Origin of the sequence: Pseudomonas sp. HMSC057H01 (assembly GCF_001836405.1) — a bacterium.
Taxonomy (GTDB): Bacteria; Pseudomonadota; Gammaproteobacteria; order Pseudomonadales; family Pseudomonadaceae; genus Pseudomonas; species Pseudomonas aeruginosa.
Genome location: NZ_KV828500.1, coordinates 1 through 20,398, shown reverse-complemented (window position 1 = coordinate 20,398; position 20,398 = coordinate 1). Strand labels below are relative to the sequence as shown.

Below are 20,398 nucleotides of genomic sequence, written 5' to 3'. Positions count from 1 at the left end.
GTTACGGCAACTTTCTCGGCAACTGTTGCGCTGGCGCGGCGGCAAAGCGGAGTAACGTCTTGCCCGCACCCACTTCAAAGGATGGAACGAATGTCGCTCTCCGTGGATCTGCTGCTGGCGTTCTCCCTGTTCGCCTTCGTCACCTCCGTCACGCCCGGTCCGAACAACACCATGCTGCTGGCCTCGGGGGTCAACTTCGGTTTCGTCCGCTCCATCCCGCACATCCTCGGGATCAGTTGCGGCTTCTTCATCATGGTGATGGCGGTGGGCTTCGGCCTGGGCACGGTGTTCGAGGCCTACCCGGTGCTGTACACCATCCTGCGCTACGTCGGCGCGGCCTACCTGCTGTACCTGGCCTGGAAGATCGCCACCTCCGGCCCGGCCGGCAACGACCCGGAGGGACGTGGCAAGCCGTTGAGCTACTGGGGCGCGGCGGCGTTCCAGTGGGTCAACCCGAAGGCCTGGGTGATGGCGGTCGGCGCCATCAGCACCTACACCCCGTTGCAGGGCTACTTCACCAACGTGGTGGTGATCTCGACGGTCTTCGCCCTGATCAACGCGCCGACCATCGGAATCTGGGCCGGTTTCGGCAGCATGCTGCGCAACGTGCTGCGCGATCCGCGCTGGCTGCGGGTGTTCAACGTAGGGATGGCGCTGCTGTTGGTCGCGTCGCTGTACCCGATCCTGGCGGAAAATCATTCGGCCTGACCTGTCACCACCCTATCAGTTGTATTAGCTCGTAACTCGTCGCCATTTCGTGAAGAGTTTTTCGCTCGGTGCCCAGCCTCGGAAGGGGGAGAGCGATGCAGGAGCGACATGGCTTACCGTTACGCAGCTTTTCGTCGGGCAAGGCGCTGACCGCGGGACGCGCAGCGCGCCCGGAGGTTGCGCAGGAGCGACGCTACCTGCAAGGCGCCCCGCTGGGGCTGGAGTTGCCGGGACGAATCGCCCTGCGCGACCCGCATTGCGCCTGGCAATGGTTCGAGCCGGAGGCGGCCGCGCAAGCGTTCCCGGCGGCGCACTGGCTGGCGGCGTTCCTGGTACTGCTGGGACGCTACGGCAACGAAGAGATCACCCTGGGTTTTCCCGAACCGATCACGGTGCGCGGGCGGCAGGCGCCCGCGCTGCTGCGTTCCGCCTACCGGGCGCTGGAGTCGTCCGCCGAACGTAGCGCGCGGCTGGCGGAAGAACTCGATGACGCCCGGCGGCAGCTCTCCGCCGAGGGCCAGGAGCGCGCCGCCCTGGCCGGGCGCTGCGCGGTCCAGGTGCTGGCGGCGCGGCCGACGGCGAGCAGCCCCGGCTGGCTGGCCCTGGTGCTGGCGGCGGACGGCAGCGTCGGCCTGGCTCTGCGCGATCCCCAGTACGACGGATTGCGGCGCATCGCCGGCCATCTCGCGCGCCTGGCGCGCGGCCTGGTCGACGCCCAGGCCTGCGTCGGCCGGCTGCCCTGGCTGGACGCCGACGAAGAGCGCCGTTTGCAGGCCCTGCGCAGCGAGCCGCAGGCCGCGCCGCCGCGCGGCGTACTCCACCATCTGTTCGAGGCCCAGGCGCGGCGCACGCCGCAGCGCATCGCCGTGCACGCCGCCGACCGCAGCCTCAGCTATGCCGAGCTGGAGCGCGAAAGCGCCGCGCTCGCCGCGCGCCTGCGCGCCGCCGGGGTGGCTCCGGAGCAGCGGGTCGGGGTCTGCCTGCGGCGCGACAGCGGCCTGCTGGTCGGTCTGCTCGGCGTGCTCCGCGCCGGCGGTTGCTACGTCCCGCTGGACCCGGCCTACCCGGAGGAACGGGTGGCCTACATGCTCGACGACGCCGACTGCCTGCTGGTGCTGGTCGACGCCAGCACCCGCGAGCGGGTCGCCGCGCTGGGCCGGCCATGCCTGGCGCTGGAGGAGGGCGGCGACCAGGCGAACGAGCTGGCGTCGCCCGCGAGCGAGGTCGGTGCCGAGCACCTCGCCTACATCATCTATACCTCCGGATCCACCGGACGCCCCAAGGGCGTCGCCATCGAGCACGGCAGCGCCCATGCCTTCCTGCGCTGGGCCGGCCAGCACTACGCCGCCGAAGAGTGGAGCGGGGTGCTGGCGGCGACCTCGGTGTGCTTCGACCTGTCGGTCTACGAGCTGTTCGGCACCCTGGCCGAAGGCGGCACGCTGCACCTGGTGGAGAACCTGTTCAGCCTGCCGGACTACCCGCGCCGCGACGAGATCAGCCTGCTCAATACCGTGCCCTCGGTGTGCGCCGCGCTGCTCGCCCTCGGCGACCTGCCGGGCGGGGTGCGCACGCTGAACCTGGCCGGCGAACCGCTGCGCGGCCACCTGGTGCGACAGATTCGTGGCCAACCCCAGGTACGGCGCCTGGTCAATCTCTACGGGCCGACCGAGGACACCACCTATTCGACGGTGCACGAACTGGACCTGCACGCCGAAGCGCTCGACGAGCCGCCCATCGGCCGACCGCTGCCCGGCACCACGGTGGAGGTGCTCGACGGCTTCGAGGCGCCGCTGCCGCTGGGCGTGGCCGGGGAGCTGTACCTCGGCGGCATCGGCCTGGCGCGTGGCTATTTCGGCAAGCCGGAGCAGACCGCCGAGCGTTTCCGCGTCGATCCGGGCAGCGGCGAGCGCCGCTATCGCACCGGCGACCGCGTACGCATGCGCGAGGATGGTGTGCTGGAACACCTCGGCCGACTCGACGACCAGGTCAAGTTCAACGGCTTCCGCATCGAGCTGGGCGAGATCGCCTCGTGCCTGGCGAGTTTTCCCGGGGTGAGCGAAGCCTGCGCCATGCTCACCGAGGACAGCGCCGGCCTGCGTCGGTTGGTAGGCTACCTGGCTGCGCCGTTCGCCCCGCCGCTCCAGGCGCTGAACGAGCACCTTGGGCAAAGCCTGCCGCACTACATGTTGCCGTCGGCGTTCGTGGTCCTGGCGGAGCTGCCCAAGACGCTCAACGGCAAGATCGACCGCAAGGCCCTACCGCGTCCCCAGGCGACCGATGCCGAGCCGCAGGCGCTGCCCGGCGATCCGCTGGAACAGGCGCTGCACCAGGCCTGGCAGGCGCAGCTTGGCGCGCCGCCGCGCGCCGGGCAGGGTTTCTACGCCGCCGGCGGCGATTCCCTGCGGGCGGTGCACCTGCTCGCGACGCTGCGCCAGCGACTGTCCCGCCGCGTACCGTTGCAGGCGTTCGCCGGTGGCCCGGCGACCCCCGAGGCCCTGCTGGAACTGCTGCGCCAGGCCGCGCCCGAGGGCGACGAGCCGGAGCCGAGCGCCGGCGCCGCCGGGCTGAGCCTCGCCGAACGGCGCCTGTGGGTGGCCCAGCAACTGGCGCCGGAGGACACCTCCTACAACCTGCTGGCCCACCTGCGCATAGTCGGCGCCACGGCCGACGCCATCGAACAGGCCTTGCGCCAGTTGCTGGAACGGCATGTGGCGCTGCGCCGGCGTGTCGAAACGGGCGTCGACGGGCCGCAGCCGCATGCGCTGGCGGCGCATGCGGTGCCCCTGCAACGCCTGCTGGCGAGCGACGCCGCCCACGCCGAGCGGCTGCTGGAGGATGGCGTGCGCCGCGAGGGCGCGCGAGTCTTCGACCTCGCCCACGAGGCGCCGGTGCGCCTGCTGCTGGTCGTCACCCGCGACAGCGCGCGCGCCGACCTCCTGCTCAGCGTCCATCACTACGCCTTCGACGATGTGTCGCTGGCGGTCTTCGCTGCGGAGCTGAAGGCGCTGCTCGATGGCGGCCGCCTGGCCGCGCTCGCCAGCACGCCGGAACAGGTCGCCGCCCGCGAGCGCGCGGCGTTGGCCTCGGGCCGCCTGGAGCGCGTCGCCGAGCGCTGGGCGGAGCGTCTGTTGCCGCTGGCGAAGGCTCCCGGCGCCGCGGCGGCGCGCCGGGAGGAGCGCGGCGGGCGCGCCGGCCAGCGCCTTGCCCTGCCGGTTTCCGCCGCCGCCCATGCCGCCTGCCGGACGCTGGCCGAACGCGCCTCGGTAAGCCCGTTCAGCGCTGCGCTGCAAGCCTTCGCCGAAGTGCTCGGCGCCGAACTGGGCGTCGACGACCTGCTCGTCGGCGTGGCCCTGGCCGGGCGTTCGCGCCTGGAAATGCAGGGGCTGGTCGGCTGCTTCGTCAACCTCCTGCCGCTGGCGGTCGGCCTGCGTCCGGGGCAGTCCGCGGAGTGGCGCCTGCGCCAGGTCGGCCATGACCTGCTGGAACTGCTCGAACACCAGGACGTGCCCCTCGAATGCGTGACCCAGGCCCTGCGCCAGCGCGGCGCCAGCGGCCTGCCGATCCGCATCGCTTGCGGCGCGCACAACGGTCGGGCGGCCCCAGCGGTGGATGCCGGGGTGCGCGTCGAAGCCGACTTCATCCCGGTGCCCGGTGCGCGCCTGGACCTGACGCTCTGGCTGGAAGACCAGCCGCAGGGCTGGCTGGCGGTCTGGACCGGGGCCAGCGCGATCTTCGACCTGGACCGCATCGAGCGCCTGCACCAGGCCTGGGAGCGGCGCCTGCTGGCGAACGCCGGCGAACCTACCTCGAAACGCATGTCGCCGGAGGGCTGCAACGCTTCCTGACGACTCGAGTCCCCCACGGAGAACAGCGATGGAACGAACAGCTCCCAGTCTCACCGGTCGCGGCTTCGCCCGGCCGCGCAATCTCACCCCGCGCAGCAGCGAGGCGCTGGTGCGGCGCCCGGCGGCGGAGCGCGACGGCCTGCCGCTGCTGATCGAGGCGCAGGCTCCCGGCCTGTCCCTGGCCGACTGGATCCGCGAGCAGGGCCAGTCCCTGCACGACGACCTGAATCTGGCTGGCGGCCTGTTGCTGAGAGGCTTCGAGGTCGACTCGGCAGAGCGCTTCCGCGCCGCCGCCGCCGCCTTCGCTCCGCAACTGCTCGACTACAAGGAGCGTTCCTCGCCGCGCAGCCAGGTCAGCGGCGAGGTCTACACCTCCACCGAGCATCCGCTGGACCAGCCGATCTTCCTGCATAACGAGCAGTCCTATACCGCCGACTGGCCGCTGTACATCATGTTCCATTGCCAGGTGGCGCCGCTCGAAGGCGGCGCCACCCCGGTGGCGGCCAACCGGTTGGTGCTCCGCCACCTGCCGGACGAATTGCTGGAGCGCTTCGAGCGCCTGGGCATCCTCTACGTGCGCAACTACCGCGCCGGCCTCGGCCTGTCCTGGCGCGAAGCGTTCCAGACCGACAGCCGCGCCGAGGTCGAGGCGTTCTGCGCTGAGCACCGGATCGCCCATGCCTGGATCGGCGACGAGCACCTGCGCACCTGGCAGAGGCGCGCGGCGTTCCAGCGCCACCCGCATACCGGCGAGCGCCTGTGGTTCAACCACGGCATGTTCTTCCATGCCAGCAGTCTCGAGCCGGGCCTGCGCGATGCGCTGTTGCGCAGCGTCGCCGAGGAAGACCTGCCGTACCAGACCTACTACGGCGATGGCAGCCCGATCGAGGCGCAGACCCTGGCGACCATCCGCAGCGCCATAGACCGCGAGACGCGGCGCTTCGACTGGCGCGTGGGCGACGTGCTGATCCTCGACAACATGCTCGCCCAGCACGGCCGCGAGCCGTTCCGCGGGCCGCGCCGGATCCTCACCATCATGTCCACGCCGTATTCCAGCCTGGCCTCCGCCGACGTCCCGCCGACACCTTCGCGCCTGGCGCTCGGAGGTGCTGCATGAGCGCCTCGTTCAGCGCGCCGCGCCTGCGCCCCCGGCAGCTCTCGGCCGGCGACCTGGTGGAGGAGAGCCTGCTCGACCCGGCCAACGACTACCTGCGCATCGTCCGCGCGCGCCAGCCGGGCATGGACCTGCGGCAATGGATCGCCGCCGCCGGCGCAGGGCTACGCGACAGCCTGCTGCGGCATGGCGGCATCCTGTTCCGTGGCTTCGCGGTGGACGGCGCGGAGGGCTTCTCCCAGGCCGTGCAAGGCTTTTCGCCGAACATGCTCGACTACCTGGAGCGCGCGGCGGCGCGCCAGGAAGTGGCGCACCGGGTGTTCACTTCCACCGAGTTCTCGCCGGATGGCTGGATTCCGCCGCACCACGAAATGTCCTACTCGCACAACTGGCCGAGCTACATCCACTTCTACTGCCAGACGCCGCCCGCCACCCAGGGCCGCACGCCCCTGGCCGACGAGCGCCGGGTCAGCGCCCGGATACCCGAGGCGATCAGGCAGCGCTTCCTCCGCCATGGGGTGTGCTACGTGCGCAACTACGGGCCGGAGATCGACCTGACCTGGCAGGAAGGCTTCCAGACCGACAGCCGCGCCGAGGTCGAGGCCTACTGCCGGCAGACCGGTACCCAATGGACCTGGCTCGACGACCAGCGCCTGAATACCCGCCAGGTGCGCCAGGCGATGGTGCGCCACCCGCTCAGCGGCGAGCCGCTGTGGTTCAACCACGCGCACATGTTCCATGTCTCCAACATGCCGCCGGCCCTGGCCCGGGCCTTGCTCGACGAGGTCGGCGAACAGGGCCTGCCGCGCAACGCCTACTACGGCGACGGCAGCCCGATCGAGGCGGAGGTGCTGGACACCATCCGCGCCGCCTACCGCGAGGAAACCCGCGCCTTCGCCTGGGAGCGCGGCGATGTCCTGATGCTCGACAACTTCATCAGCGTCCACGGCCGCGAGCCGTACACCGGCGAGCGCAAGGTGCTGGTGGCGATGACCGACCTGCATGTCCACCAACCCTGAACCCGTGCGAGGGATAGCCATGAGTGCGTCAGAAGACCTGCAATCCGCTGTGCAACCGGCCGCGAGCGAAGCGCTCGAAGGATTCCCGCTGTCCCCCTTGCAGACCCGCGCCTGGCGCCGTCATGCCGAGCGGCCGGAAAATACCGTTGTCGGCGTGCGCCTGCACGCCCCGGCCGATCCCGCGGCGACGCTGGAGCGGCTGCGCCGGGCGCTGGACGGCGAGGCGCAACTGCGCGTGGCTTACCGGACGATGCCGGGCATGAGCCTGCCGGTGCAGGTACTGGATGGACGCGCGGCCGATCTGCTGGTCGAGCGCCTGCCGGGAGACGGCGACTGGGCCGGGCGCTTCGCGCGCGAAAGCGCACGTCTCGCCGCTGCGCCCCTGGGCGGGGAAGGCCAGCCGGTGCTGGCGCTCGGCCTGCTGCTGGACGCCGCCGGAGAGACGCTCCAGGGGCTGTTGCTGGCGGCGCCGGCGTTCGTCGTCGATGCGGCCAGCCTGGCGGCGCTGCTGCGCCGCGGCCTGGGGCAGGCCGGCCCGGCGAGCGCGGACGAGGGGGCCGAGGCGCTGCTGTTCCAGCATTTCTCCGAATGGGCCAACGAGGCGCTGGCCGGCGAAGACGGCGAAAGCGCCAGCGGCTACTGGCGCGAGCAGGCGGCCGTTGCGGCGGAGAGTCCGCTGGCGCTGGCGGACGACCTGGGCGAAGGCGAGTGGACGGCGCGGCGCCTGCTGCCGCGCGCGCTGCTCGAACGCCTGGCCGCCAACGGCTTGCCGGAGGCGGCCGCCCTGCTGGCCTGGACCCAGGTCGCCGGGCAGTTCCAGGGCGACGAGGGACTCCCGCTGGAAATGGCGCGACTGGTCTCGGGGCGCCTGTTCAACGAGTTCGCCGAGCTGGCCGGACCGTTCGCCGGGGTCGCGCCGCTGTGCCTGGAGAATGTCCGCGCGGGCAGCGTCGGCGAGCGGCTCGACGCCCTCCAGGCGGCGATCCTCGCCCAGGAGGAGGCAGCGGCCCTGCGCGATCCCTTTGCCCCCGACTGGCCGCTCGCCGAGTTGGGCTTCGCCTGGCTGGCGGGCGAACTGGATGGCGCCGGGGTGGCCGAGCTGGATTGCCGGCAGCCGCCGCTGGGCGGGTTCCTCGAGTTGCAGGTGCTGCCCCACGGCGAAGGCCGGCTGGCCAGCCTGCGGGTCCGCCGCGACCATGACGGAACGCTGGCCGGGCGCTTGCTCGACGCCTGGGTCGAATGCCTGGAAAGCATCGCCGCCGACAGGCAACTGCCACTGGCCGGGCTGCCGTTGATCGGCGCGGCCGAGCGCGAGCGCTACCAGGCCTGGCAGGGCGAGCGCGTGGAGCCCGCGCCGGTGGAATCCCTGGTGGCCGCGTTCGATCTGCGCGCCGCCCTGCAGCCGCAGGCGCCGGCGTTGCTGGATGCCCACGGCAGCCTGGATTTCGCCACGCTGCGCGCGCGCAGCGAAGCGGTCGCCGAAGCGCTGCTGGCTGCCGGCGTGCGGCCCGGCCAGGCGGTGGCGGTGATGACCGGGCGCAACCGCGAGGCGATCGTCGCCCTGCTCGGGGTGATGCGCGCGGCGGCGGTGTACACCCCGGTCAATCCGGAGTTTCCGGCGGCGCGGGTGGAGCGGATGCGCGAAGCGGGCGGGATCGTCTTCGCCCTTGCCGATGCCGAGTGCGCCGGGCGCGCCCGCGAGGCCTTCGCCGGGGCCTGCCTGGACCTGTCGACGCTGCCGCTTGCCGGCAGCGGCATGAGCCTGCCGGCGCCGGGCGGGCGCGATGCGGCCTACATGATCTTCACCTCGGGCACCAGCGGCCAGCCCAAAGGCGTGGTGGTCGAGCACGCCAGCGCGCTCAACCTGTCCCAGGCCCTGGCGCGCACGGTATACGCGAACGTGGTGGGCGAGGGCCTGCGGGTGACGGTCAACGCGCCGTTCTCCTTCGATTCCTCGATCAAGCAGATTCTCCAGTTGCTCTCCGGCCATTGCCTGGTCCCGGTGCCGCAGGAGGTGCGCAGCGATCCGCAGCGGATGCTGGGGTTCCTCGAAGAACGGCGCATCGACGTGCTCGACTGCACCCCGTCGCTGTTCCGCCTGCTGCTCCAGGCCGGCCTCGACGATGCCCATCCGGCGCTGCCCGGGTGCATCCTGGTAGGGGGCGAGCGCTTCGACGAAGCGTCCTGGGAGGTCGCCGCCGGCTGGCGCCGCTGCCAGGTGTTCAATCTCTACGGTCCTACCGAAGCCACGGTGAACGCCAGCCTGGCGCGGGTCGCCGAGCATGCGCGGCCGACCATCGGCCGCGCCCTGGCCAACGTCGATCTGCATGTGGTCGATGGCCTCGGTCGTCGCAAGACCCGTGGCGCCAGCGGCGAACTGTGGATCGGCGGCGCCGGGGTGGCGCGCGGCTATGCCGGCGACGCCGGCGAGGCGGCCGGGCGCTTCCTCGAGGAGGGCTGGCCGGGCAGCGGCCGCCTGTACCGCAGCGGCGACCTGGTGCGCTGGCGCGCCGACGGTTGCCTGGAGTTCCTCGGGCGGATCGACGAACAGGTGAAGATCAACGGCTACCGCATCGAACTGGGCGAGATCCGCAGCGCGTTGCTGGAACACCCGGCAGTGGGCGAGGCGGCGGTACTCACCGACGAGGCCGATGCGGCCGAGCCGGGCACGGATCGCCGGATCGTCGCCTTCGTCACCGCCGCCGGGGAGACCGCGGACGAGTCCTGGCTGGAAGTCGACCTGCCCAGCGGGCACCGGGTCGCCGGACTGAACCTCAACGAAACCGAGTACGTCTACCAGGAAATCTTCGTCGACGAGGTCTACAGCCGCGACGGCATCGTCCTGCCGCCGGACGCGGTGGTCCTCGACGTCGGTGCCAACATCGGCCTGTTCTCGTTGTACATCGCCAGCCGCGCGCCGCGCGCGCGAGTGGTCGCCTTCGAGCCGCTGGCACCGATCCGCCGGCGCCTGGAGGCCAACCTCGGACGCTACGCACCGCAGGTCGAGGTATTCGGCATCGGCCTGTCCGACGCCGAGCGCGAGGAAACCTTCACCTACTATCCGGGCTACTCGACCTTCTCCGGGATCGCCGAGTACGCCGACGCCAGCGGCGAACGCGACGTCATCCGACGCTACCTGAGCAACCAGGGCGAGGAGGGCGGGGCCAACCTGCTGCTGGACAACATCGACGAAATCCTCGACGACCGCCTGCGCGCCGAAGCCCACCGCTGCCGCCTGCGCCGCCTCGACCAGGTGATCGGCGAACTGGGCCTGGAGCGTATCGACCTGCTGAAGATCGACGTGCAGCGCGCGGAAATGGATGTGCTGCTCGGTCTCGACGATGCGGCGCTGGCCAAGGTCCGGCAGATCGTCCTGGAGGTCCATGACAAGCGCGACGGTGCCACCGCCGGCCGCGCCGATGCCTTGAGCGACCTGCTGCGCCGCCATGGCTTCGAGGTGAGCATCCGTCAGGACGCGCTGCTGGAGGGTACCGACCGTTACAACTGCTACGCGGTGCGCCCGGGCTATGCCGAGTCGCTGGCCGAGCGCATCGACTGGCGCGCGCTCGCGCCGCGCCCCGCCGCGGCCCTTGGCGGCGAGCTGAGCGAGCAGGCCCTGCGTGGCTTCCTCGAGGCGCGCCTGCCGGCCTACATGCTGCCGAGCCGGATCGCCCGGGTCGAACGCCTGCCGCTGACCGCCGAAGGCAAGCTCGACCGTCGCGCGCTGTTGGCGGCGCTGGCCGCCGAGGCGGCCGCGCAGCCCCTGGAAGCGCCGGCCAATGCCACCGAGGCGGCCCTCCTGGATATCTGGAAGAGCGTGCTGAAACGCCCGGCGATTGGCGTCAGCGACAACTTCTTCCAGGTCGGCGGCGACTCCATCCGCCTGATCCAGATGCAGGTCATGGCGCGCCAGGCCGGGCTTGCCTTTACCCTGCGCGACGTGTTCAACCACCAGAGCATCCGCGAACTGGCGCGCCTGCTGGCCGCTCCGGCGAGCCCGGCGGATGCGGTCGGGACCTCGGCGCCGCAGACGCTGGAGCCGTTCGCCCTGTTGTCGGCGGCGGAACGCAAGCGCCTGCCGGAGGGGCTCGACGACGCCTATCCGATGACCAGCCTGCAACAGGGCATGCTCCTGCAAAGCGAGGCCAGCGGCGATCCACGGCTGTTGCACAACGTCGTCCTGCACGAGGTGCATGGACGCCTGGACAGCGAGTTGCTGGCGCGCGCCTGGGCGATCCTGATCGGCCGCCACGCGATCCTGCGTACCGGCTTCGACCTGCACGGCGGCCAGGCGCCCTTGCAATGGGTCCACCCGGCCACGGCGGTCGCCGCCGAAGTGCCGGTGCACGACCTGCGCGGCCTCGATGAGGAAGCCCGGCGCCTGCGCCTGCGTGCCTGGATCGAGGAAGAGCAGGCCACCCCGTTCGACTGGAGCCGCCCACCGCTGGTGCGCCTCGCCGCGCTGGCGCTGGACGAGTGGCGCTTCGCCCTGGGCGTCGCCGAACACCATAGCGTGCTGGACGGCTGGAGCCTGCAAAGCCTGGTGGACGAGCTGCTGGCGGTCTACGCCGACCTCCTCGCCGGTGTCGTCGCGCGGGAAGCGGAAGCGCCCGCGGTAGGTTTCCGCGACTACGTGGCGCTGGAGCGCGAGGCCGAGGCCAACGCCGGCTCGGCGCTGTTCTGGCTCGACTACCTGGCCGGCGCCCGTTACCGGCCGTTGCCCGGCCTGGCGGAGGAGGGGCCCCGGCGGATGGCGGCGGTCCGCGTGGACGTGCCGGCCGACAGCCTGCCGCGCTTGCGCGCCCTGGCCGAACGCAGCGGCTTGCCCTTGCGTTCGTTGCTGCTGGCGGCGCATGGCCGGGCGTTGTGCCGCTTCAGCGATGCCGACGAAGTGGTCAGCGGCTTCGTCAGCCACGGGCGCCCCGAGGAGCCGGGAGCGGACCGCCTGCTCGGCCTGTTCCTGAATACCCTGCCGTGCCGGCTGTCGGCTTCCGTCGATCTGCTCGACAGCGCCCGTCGCGCATTCGACTACGAGCGCGCGAGCCTGGAGCATCGGCGCCATCCGCTGGCGGCGATTCGCAGGCGCAACCGCGAGTTGCGCCTGGACAGCCTGTTCAACTTCGTCGATTTCCACCAGGACGACGCCGCGCCGGCGGCGGGAGTAAGGCACGGCAGCATCCTCGACCAGGTGGTGGTGGACGTCGACGTGCCGCTGGCGGTGGACTTCGAGGTGGCCGGCGAACGCCTCGAGGTGGGCTTCCAGTACGCCGCCGGACGTTTCCCCGCCGAGCGCGCCGAGGCATTGGCCGACGCCTACCGCGAGGCGTTGCTGGCGCTGCTCGAGGACCCGGCGCAGCCGCCCGCGGCGGTCCAGGCCGAGGACAGCGTGGAGCTGCGGCGGGTGCTCAAGGTGTTGTCCCGGGTGCTCGGCCGGCCGCTGGCGGCCGACCAGGGCTTCGCCAGCGCCGGCGGGCATTCGCTGCTGGGCGTGCAGGCGATCGCCGAATTGCGCCGGCTGACCGGCAGGCAACTGAGCCTGGGGCTGTTGCAGGGCGATCCGGATGCCCGCGAAGTGGTGCGCCGCTGCCATGTCGCCGACGCGCCGCCGTTGCCGCCCGCCACCGAGCGCGCCCGGGCCCTGTGGTTGCAGCGCAGCGGGAGCGCGCAGCCGCGCCTGCGCCTGATCGCGCTGCCGCCCGCGGGCGGCAACGCCGGCACTTTCCGCGGTTGGGACGCGCGCCTGCCGGCGGACGTGGAGCTGCTGGCGATCCAGTATCCGGGGCGCCAGGAACGCCAGGACGAGCCGTTCGTCACCGATGTAGAGGCCATGCTCTGTGCCATCGACGACGCGCTCCTGCCATTGCTCGACCGTCCGTTCGCCCTGGTCGGCGCCAGCCTCGGTGGCATGCTCGCCTACGAACTGGCGGCACGCCTGGAAAGCCTGCACGGCCTGCGCGCCAGGCAGTTGTTCGTGATCAGCAGCCGCGCTCCGGGGCCGGACCTGGAATACCCGCGCTTCCATGCGATGGGCGACGCCGAGTTGCTGCGAACCCTGCGCGAGTACGACGTGCTGCCGCTGGAAGTGCTCGACGACCCGGAGCTGCGCGAGATCAGCCTGGCCACCCTGCGCGCCGATTCGCGCCTGGCCGCCGACTATCGCTACCGGCCGCGCGAGCCGTTGGCGATACCGATCACCGCGATCCTTGGCGAACAGGACCCGGGCGTCTCCAGGGCGGCCATCGACGGCTGGCGGCGGCACGCCAGCCGCTACGAGCTGGAGACTCTGGCCGGCGGCCACGGCCTGGTGGTGACGGCGGCGGAGGAGGTCTGCGCGATCCTGCGGCAGCGCCTGGCGCCCGATGTGCCTGGCGGCGTGCCGGCGAACCTGGCAACCTGAACCGCGGGCCCCTGCCGCCCGCCTGGCGGCAGGGGCCGGTGCCGTCCGTCTTCATTCGAGGTTGCCCATGGTTCTGCGCGAATACACCCAACGCCACCGGCTCGACGCCGTCGCCCCGGCCGACTACCACCGCCACCTGCCGGAGCAGGTCGCGCGCGGCCTGCCTTCCGCCGAGCTGGTGGTGTTCCGCGTCGCCGACGAGCATTCCGACACCGCGGCGTTCAGCGCACGCTACGGCTTTGGCCTGGAGGACTGCGCCAATACCCTGGTCCTGCGTTACAAGCGCGACGGCGCCGAAGGCTATGCCGCGGTGGTCAACCTGGGCTCGCGGCGGCTCGACGTGAACGGCGCGGTCAAGGCGCTGCTCGGGGCCCGCCGGCTGTCCTTCGCCGCCCGCGAGGTCGCCACCGAGCTGACCGGCATGCAGTTCGGCGGCATCACCGCGTTCGGCTTGCCCGAAGGCATGCCGCTGCTGGTCGACGCGGCGGTCTTCGAACGGCCGTTGGTGGTGATGGGCGCCGGGGTCCGCGAGACCAAGCTGCTGCTGTCCCCGGCACTGCTGAAAGACCTTCCCGGAGTGGTGGTCGCCGAACTCAGCGAAGCCGGTTGAACCCGGCGCGGAGCATCGCCGCCGCGACTCTGCCAATTGTGGTAGGTGAAGCCTTCCGCCGTCTCTGCAACCATGCCCCCGCCCTGATCGCGACAAACGCCGGAATGCCCTGCGGTAGACGTTCGCGCCTGTGTCTCGAGGCGTTCGCGGCGGCCACGGCGCGGTTCGTCGGACAGCCCCTCCGGATGCGTTTCCTACCTTCATCCGAGGAGCGGTAAATGATCAGGATCGACTTTTCCCAGTTGCACCAGGCCCGCGAAGATGCCGCGGCGGCCATGCCGAGCATCGCCGGCAAGAAGATTCTCATGGGCTTCTGGCACAACTGGCCGGCCGGCGCCGCCGACGGCTACCAGCAGGGCTCGTTCGCCAACATTGCGCTGGAAGACGTGCCGAGCGAGTACAACGTGGTCGCCGTGGCCTTCATGAAAGGGCGCGGCATCCCGACCTTCCAGCCATACAACCTGTCCGACGCGGAGTTTCGCCGGCAGGTCGGCGTGCTCAACGCCCAGGGCCGCGCGGTGCTGATCTCGCTGGGGGGCGCCGACGCGCACATCGAGCTGCACGCCGGGCAGGAGCAGGCGCTGGCCGCCGAGATCGTCCGCCTGGTGGAAACCTACGGTTTCGACGGCCTGGACATCGACCTCGAGCAGAGCGCCATCGACCTGGCCGACAACCAGCGGGTGCTGCCGGCGGCCCTCAAGCTGGTGCGCGAGCACTACGCCGGGCAGGGCAAGCACTTCATCGTCAGCATGGCCCCGGAGTTCCCCTATCTGCACAAGAACGGCAAGTACGTGCCTTATCTGCAGGCCCTGGAAGGCGTCTACGACTTCATCGCGCCGCAGTACTACAACCAGGGCGGCGACGGCCTGTGGGTCCAGGAGGCGAACGGCGGCAAGGGCGCCTGGATCGCGCAGAACAACGACGCGATGAAAGAAGACTTCCTCTACTACCTCACCGAGAGCCTGGCCACCGGCAGCCGCGACTTCGTGCGGATCCCGGCGCAGCGCCTGGCCATCGGCCTGCCGAGCAACGTCGATGCGGCGGCCACCGGCTACGTGATCGATCCCGCCGCGGTGAGCAATGCGTTTCGCCGCCTGGAGGCCGCCGGTCATGCGATCAAGGGCCTGATGACCTGGTCGGTGAACTGGGACGATGGCCTGAACAAGCGCGGCGAGCGCTACAACTGGGAGTTCCGCAAGCGCTACGCCAGCCTGATCCATGACGACGAGGGCGGCGACCAGCGCCCGGCGCCGCCGCAGGGCCTGCGTCTGCTGGAGCGCGGCGAGACCAGCCTGGTGCTGGCCTGGAACGCCTCCAGCGGGCAGCGTCCGATCGATTACTACAGCCTCTATCGCGACGGCGCCATGGTTGGCCAGAGCGCCGCGCTGGGTTCCACCGACAGCGGCCTGACGGCGGACACCCGCTACAGCTATTTCGTCACCGCCACCGATACCCAGGGCAACCAGTCGCTGCCCAGCGAAGGCCTGGAGGTCAGCACCAGCGGCGGGGCGGTGGATCCGCAATTCCCGCAGTGGCGGGAGAACCAGGCCTACCGGGTCGACGATGGGGTGACCTATGAGGGGCTGCGCTATCTCTGCCTGCAGGCGCACACCTCCAACAGCGGCTGGACGCCGCCGGTAGCCTTCACCCTCTGGCGGCCGCTGCGCTGAGGGGGCGGGCCGGTCCGCGCCGCGGGCCGGCCCTTTGGCCGGCGAGAACCACGCACGGGGCGGTGGCCTATCCATATGCGTTTTCGGTATTTCCGCTTGATCGTTCATGGCGTTTACCATCACAGCATAACTTGTTATAACAAGTGTCCGAGCCACTCCGACGAGCGAATCCGACCATGGGCAAACTGCTCCCGCTTTCTCCCGTGCCGCTGTACAGCCAGCTCAAGGAGCTGCTGCGCGGGCGCATCCTCGACGGCGTCTACCCGCCGCTCAGCCGCATGCCTTCGGAGAACGAGCTGGGCAAGGCCTTCGACGTCAGCCGCATCACCGTGCGCCAGGCGCTCGGCGACCTGCAGAAGGAAGGGCTGATCTTCAAGATCCACGGCAAGGGCACCTTCGTCGCTCGGCCGAAGGCGTTCCAGAACGTCAGCACCCTGCAAGGCCTGGGCGAGTCCATGACGCAGATGGGCTACGAGGTCATCAACCGCCTGCACGGCCTGCGCTACGTGCCGGCCGGCGCGCAGGTGGCCGAGCGCCTGCGGGTGGAAGAGGGCAGCCCTGTGTGCGAGATCAAGCGGGTGCGCCTGGTCAACCGCGAGCCGGTTTCGCTGGAAGTCACCTACCTGCCGCAGGCGCTCGGCGAGCGCCTGGAGAAGGCCGACCTGGTGACCCGCGACATCTTCCTGATCCTCGAGAACGATTGCGGCATTCCCCTCGGCCATGCCGACCTGGCCATCGACGCGGTGCTCGCCGATGCCGACCTGACCCGCGCCCTGGCGGTCGAGGAGGGCGCGCCGATCATGCGCATCGAGCGCCTGACCCATGCCGCCGACGGCGCGCCGCTGGACTTCGAATACCTCTACTACCGCGGCGACGCTTTCCAGTATCGCCTGCGCATCGATCGGCAGAAGGGAGAGCGGGCATGAACACCCTGGAGCAGGAATACGACATCGTGGTGATTGGCGGCGGCACCGCCGGGCCGATGGCGGCGATCAAGGCCAAGGAACACGACCGCGAACTGCGCGTGCTGCTGGTGGACAAGGCCAACGTCAAGCGCAGCGGCGCCATCAGCATGGGCATGGACGGGCTGAACAACGCCATCGTCCCCGGCCACGCCACGGCCGAGCAGTACACCCGGGAAATCACCGTGGCCAACGACGGCATCGTCAACCAGGCGGCGGTCTACGCCTATGCCAGCCACAGCTTCGAGACCCTGCGGCAACTGGATCGCTGGGGCGTCAGGTTCGAAAAGGACGAGACCGGCGACTATGCGGTGAAGAAGGTCCACCACATGGGCGCCTACGTGCTGCCGATGCCGGAAGGGCACGACATCAAGAAGGTGCTCTACCGCCAGCTCAAGCGTGCGCGGATCCCCATCGCCAACCGCCTGGTCTGCACCCGCCTGCTCACCGATGCCGAGGGCGCGGTGAACGGCGTACTCGGTTTCGACTGCCGCAGCGGCGACTTCCATGTGATCCGCGCCAAGGCGGTGATCCTTTGCTGCGGCGCGGCGGGCCGCCTGGGCCTGCCGTCCTCGGGCTACCTGATGGGTACCTACGAGAACCCGACCAACGCCGGCGACGGCTACGCCATGGCCTATCATGCCGGCGCCGAGCTGGCCAACCTGGAATGCTTCCAGATCAACCCGCTGATCAAGGACTACAACGGCCCGGCCTGTGCCTACGTCACCGGCCCGCTGGGCGGCTATACCGCCAACGCCAGGGGTGAACGCTTCATCGAATGCGACTACTGGAGCGGGCAGATGATGTGGGAGTTCCACCAGGAACTCGAAGGCGGCAACGGCCCGGTGTTCCTCAAGCTCGACCACCTGGCGGAGGAAACCATCCAGACCATCGAGGACATCCTCCATGGCAACGAACGCCCCAGTCGCGGGCAGTTCCACGCCGGGCGCGGCACCGACTACCGCCAGCAGATGGTCGAGATGCACATTTCCGAGATCGGCTTCTGCTCCGGCCACTCGGCCTCCGGCGTGTGGGTCAACGAGAAGGCCGAGACCAGCGTGAAGGGCCTCTACGCCGCCGGCGACATGGCCGCGGTGCCGCACAACTACATGCTCGGCGCCTTCACCTATGGCTGGTTCGCCGGGCGCAACGCCGCCGAATACGTCGCCGGGCGCGCCTTCAGCGCGGTCGACCGCGCCCAGGTCGAGCGCGAGCGTGCGCGGATCGAGGCGCCGCTGCTGCGCGAGCACGGCCTGCCGGCGGCGCAGGTGGAGTACAAGCTGCGCCGGCTGGTCAACGACTACCTGCAACCGCCCAAGGTGACCCGCAAGATGGAATTGGGCCTGCAACGCATCCAGGCCATCGCCGAGGACCTGGAGCGGATCAAGGCGGACAACCCCCACGAGCTGATGCGCGCCCTGGAGGTCAGCGCGATCCGCGACTGCGCGGAGATGGCCGCGCGCGCCTCGCTGTTCCGCACCGAGAGCCGCTGGGGCCTGTACCACCATCGGGTGGACTATCCGCGGCGCGACGACGAGGCCTGGTTCTGCCACGCGCACCTGAAGAAGGACGAACAGGGGCGCATGGCCAGCTTCAGGAAACCGGTCGAACCCTACCTGTTCGCCATCGACGAGGGCGAACAGCAGGCCTACCAGCGCCTGCGGCTGAGGAACGACGCCGCCTAGGGCCCCGCGCCCCGGCGTAGTACCGCTAGACACCGAGCCCGCCGCCACGAAAGCGGGCCAGATCGAACCACGAGGACCGCGTGCCATGGCCTACCGACCCCAGGACATCTTCTTCCGCAGCAGCGCCCCGGTGACCATCGACGAAGACCGTTGCATCGCCGACAAGGGCTGCACCGTCTGCGTCGAGGTCTGCCCGATGGACCTGCTGGCCATCGATCCGACGACCCGCAAGGCCTACATGGCCTACGACGAGTGCTGGTACTGCATGCCTTGCGAAAAGGACTGCCCGACCGGCGCGGTGAAGGTGGAGATTCCCTACCTGCTGCGCTGACGCCCGCTTCCGGCAAGCGAGGCACAACCTGCCATCCGGCCACTCCCGGACGCCACCCTGAAACACCCCTCGTTTCCCACCACCGTCCGGGTGGCGGAGACGATTCCCATGACCCTGATTCGAGGGGAAACCCCATGCGACTGCGTGCAATCCTGGCCAGCCTGGCGCTGGATTTCCCGCGCCCTCGCGACGCCCGGCTGGTGACCAGTGCCGACTTCGTGCGCCTGAAGCGCCACTGCCTGGAACTGCTCGACCACGACGACGGCCGCCAGTGGCCGCGCCTGACCCCGCTCGGCCTGCCGCCGGGCATTACCTCGGACCGACTGCGGATCGCCATATGACCTGTGAAAACGCCACCCTGCCCGAAATCCTCGAACTGTCGCCGCGCCTGGAGGACGCCGATCCCGGCGTGCGTCGCCTGGCGCTGATCGAACTGGCCGACCTGGAGCTGCCGGAGGCGCTGCCGTTGCTGGTTGCGGCCCTGCGCGGCGATCCCGACCCCGGCGTGCGCGGCGAGGCCGCGCGCCTGCTGGAGGCCTGGGAGGAAGACGCAGTGGTCGATGCGCTTTGCGCGGCCCTGGCCGATCCGCTGCCGGCGGTGGCCGAGGCCGCCGCGCAGAGCCTTGGCGAACTCAAGGAACCGGCCGCCGGGCGGCGCCTGCTGCCGTGGCTCGAGCATGCCGATGCCTTCGTCCGTGCCAGCGTATTGCGTGCGTTGCGCGAACTGCGCCTGGAGGAAAGCGCCGCACCGGCCCTGGCCGCCCTCGGTGACCCGCAGGCGGCGGTGCGCCGCGAGGCGGTGGCGGTGCTCGGCTGGCTCCGCCACCAGCCGGCCCTGGCCGAACTGGCCAGGCTGGCTAGCGCCGATGTCGACCCGGAGGTACGCCGGGCGGCCACCGGCGCCCTCGGCCTGAGCCGCGAGGTGACGGTGCTGCCGGCGCTCTGCGCGGCGCTGGCGGACGCTCAATGGCAGGTTCGCGAAGAGGCGGCGACGACCCTTGGCAAGCTGGGCCGGGAGGAGGCCGGCGAGCCGCTGCTGAAGGCCCTGGCGGACGACTACTGGCAGGTCCGCCTGCGCGCCGCGCGGTCGCTCGGGCGCTTGCGCCACCGCCCGGCGCGGGAGGCGCTGGAAGCATTGCTCGGCCATCCCATCGGCAACCTGCGCAAGGAGGCCGCCCTGGCCCTCGGCGAACTGGCGGACCCGGCCTCGGCCCAGGCCTTGCGGGTCGCCGAAGGCGACGGCGATCCCGAGGTGCGCAAGGCGGTGCGCATCGCCCTGGGGCAACTGCGGGTGCCGGCATGACCCAGCCGCCGCTGCGCCTGCGCAATGCCGCCAGGGACGGCTGGCTGATGCTCGAATGGGCGGACGGTGCGGTCAGCCGGATCGACCATGCCCGCTTGCGCGCCGCCTGTCCCTGTGCGCAATGCCGGGCGCAGCGCCTGCGCGGACGGATCGACGCGGCGGAGCAGGGCGTGCGCCTGCGCGATATCCGCCTGCAGGGCTACGGCGTGCAGTTGCTGTTCGACGATGGTCACGAGCGCGGTATCTACCCCTGGTCCTATCTGCGCGACGAACTCTGAGCGGAGGATTGTTTCGCTATCGGAAACAACGTGAAGCGCGCTCATGGGTATCAGGTTGTTTCCGCGCTCCGCGATCTTCACCGTAGCCGCTCTGCGCCTCGGTCGTCCGGAGCGAGAGCGCCAGGGCTTGGCTTCGTTGTCGTTTATGTAACAGTGTTTTCCAGCCTGAAACGTTTCAGCTTTGCCCGCAAAGTCCTTATCATTCGCAAATTAACCATTGTTCTGCTTGGCTCAGATCATGAGCCCTCTTCATATACCCTTGTTCCTGGCAAGGGTATCGAGGGAGTAGAGCGGTCGCTGCATGCGGCCAGTCGACCATTCGCAACGAGGAAGCGTTCGCGTGAAATCCCATCTTCTCCGTCCGGCCCTGCGCCCCGTGGCGGGCAGCCTGCTGTCCGCCTCCCTGCTGTGCAACGCGGCGCACGCCGCCGAGGCGTTCTCGCCGAACTCGAAATGGATGCTCGGCGATTGGGGCG

General features: G+C 70.5%; 12 protein-coding genes and 2 pseudogenes. All 14 read left to right on the top strand.

Going from position 1 to position 20,398, the window contains the following annotated elements:
* The first annotated feature begins 90 nt into the window (after window positions 1-90).
* Window positions 91-708: a LysE family translocator gene (locus tag HMPREF2581_RS20470; RefSeq protein ID WP_003089383.1), complete on the top strand. Its 618-nt coding sequence runs from the start codon at window positions 91-93 to the stop codon at window positions 706-708.
* A 95-nt stretch (window positions 709-803) separates the two neighbouring features.
* A complete protein-coding gene (locus tag HMPREF2581_RS20465) occupies window positions 804-4,553 on the top strand; it encodes a non-ribosomal peptide synthetase (protein ID WP_011666649.1) in 3,750 nt (1,249 codons plus the stop codon).
* A 28-nt stretch (window positions 4,554-4,581) separates the two neighbouring features.
* Window positions 4,582-5,670, top strand: coding sequence for a TauD/TfdA family dioxygenase (locus tag HMPREF2581_RS20460; protein ID WP_003139384.1), 1,089 nt, complete (start codon window positions 4,582-4,584; stop codon window positions 5,668-5,670).
* Window positions 5,667-6,686 (top strand): TauD/TfdA family dioxygenase, encoded by a 1,020-nt coding sequence (locus HMPREF2581_RS20455; protein WP_003139385.1) that lies wholly within the window; start codon window positions 5,667-5,669, stop codon window positions 6,684-6,686. The genes HMPREF2581_RS20460 and HMPREF2581_RS20455 overlap by 4 nt, the downstream gene beginning before the upstream one ends.
* A 19-nt stretch (window positions 6,687-6,705) precedes the next feature.
* Complete coding sequence (locus tag HMPREF2581_RS20450; RefSeq protein WP_003139386.1) at window positions 6,706-13,083, top strand: non-ribosomal peptide synthetase; 6,378 nt, start codon at window positions 6,706-6,708, stop codon at window positions 13,081-13,083.
* Between the two features lie 67 nt (window positions 13,084-13,150).
* Entirely contained in the window at window positions 13,151-13,693 is a 543-nt protein-coding gene (locus HMPREF2581_RS20445; protein WP_003089366.1) for a YbaK/EbsC family protein, read from the top strand.
* 218 nt (window positions 13,694-13,911) lie between these two features.
* Window positions 13,912-15,363, top strand: coding sequence for a carbohydrate-binding protein (locus HMPREF2581_RS20440; RefSeq protein WP_003139388.1), 1,452 nt, complete (start codon window positions 13,912-13,914; stop codon window positions 15,361-15,363).
* A gap of 176 nt (window positions 15,364-15,539) precedes the next feature.
* Window positions 15,540-16,289, top strand: a complete 750-nt coding sequence (locus tag HMPREF2581_RS20435) for a GntR family transcriptional regulator (protein ID WP_003089358.1) — start codon at window positions 15,540-15,542, stop codon at window positions 16,287-16,289.
* On the top strand, window positions 16,286-18,010 hold the full coding sequence (locus HMPREF2581_RS20430; RefSeq protein ID WP_003139390.1) for a fumarate reductase/succinate dehydrogenase flavoprotein subunit: 1,725 nt from the start codon (window positions 16,286-16,288) through the stop codon (window positions 18,008-18,010). Before HMPREF2581_RS20435 ends, HMPREF2581_RS20430 begins: the two co-directional genes overlap by 4 nt.
* 85 nt (window positions 18,011-18,095) lie before the next feature.
* Complete coding sequence (locus tag HMPREF2581_RS20425) at window positions 18,096-18,341, top strand: 4Fe-4S dicluster domain-containing protein (protein WP_003089354.1); 246 nt, start codon at window positions 18,096-18,098, stop codon at window positions 18,339-18,341.
* A 149-nt stretch (window positions 18,342-18,490) separates the two neighbouring features.
* Window positions 18,491-18,682, top strand: a pseudogene (locus HMPREF2581_RS20420) (ABC transporter ATP-binding protein); the annotation flags it as partial.
* Window positions 18,679-19,644 carry a HEAT repeat domain-containing protein gene (locus tag HMPREF2581_RS20415; RefSeq protein ID WP_003139392.1) on the top strand — a complete coding sequence of 322 codons (966 nt, stop codon included), beginning with the start codon at window positions 18,679-18,681 and terminating at the stop codon, window positions 19,642-19,644. The pseudogene HMPREF2581_RS20420 and the gene HMPREF2581_RS20415, both read left to right, overlap by 4 nt.
* Window positions 19,641-19,922, top strand: a complete 282-nt coding sequence (locus HMPREF2581_RS20410; RefSeq protein ID WP_003139394.1) for a DUF971 domain-containing protein — start codon at window positions 19,641-19,643, stop codon at window positions 19,920-19,922. The genes HMPREF2581_RS20415 and HMPREF2581_RS20410 overlap by 4 nt, the downstream gene beginning before the upstream one ends.
* A gap of 340 nt (window positions 19,923-20,262) precedes the next feature.
* Window positions 20,263-20,398, top strand: a pseudogene (locus tag HMPREF2581_RS33040) (porin); the annotation flags it as partial.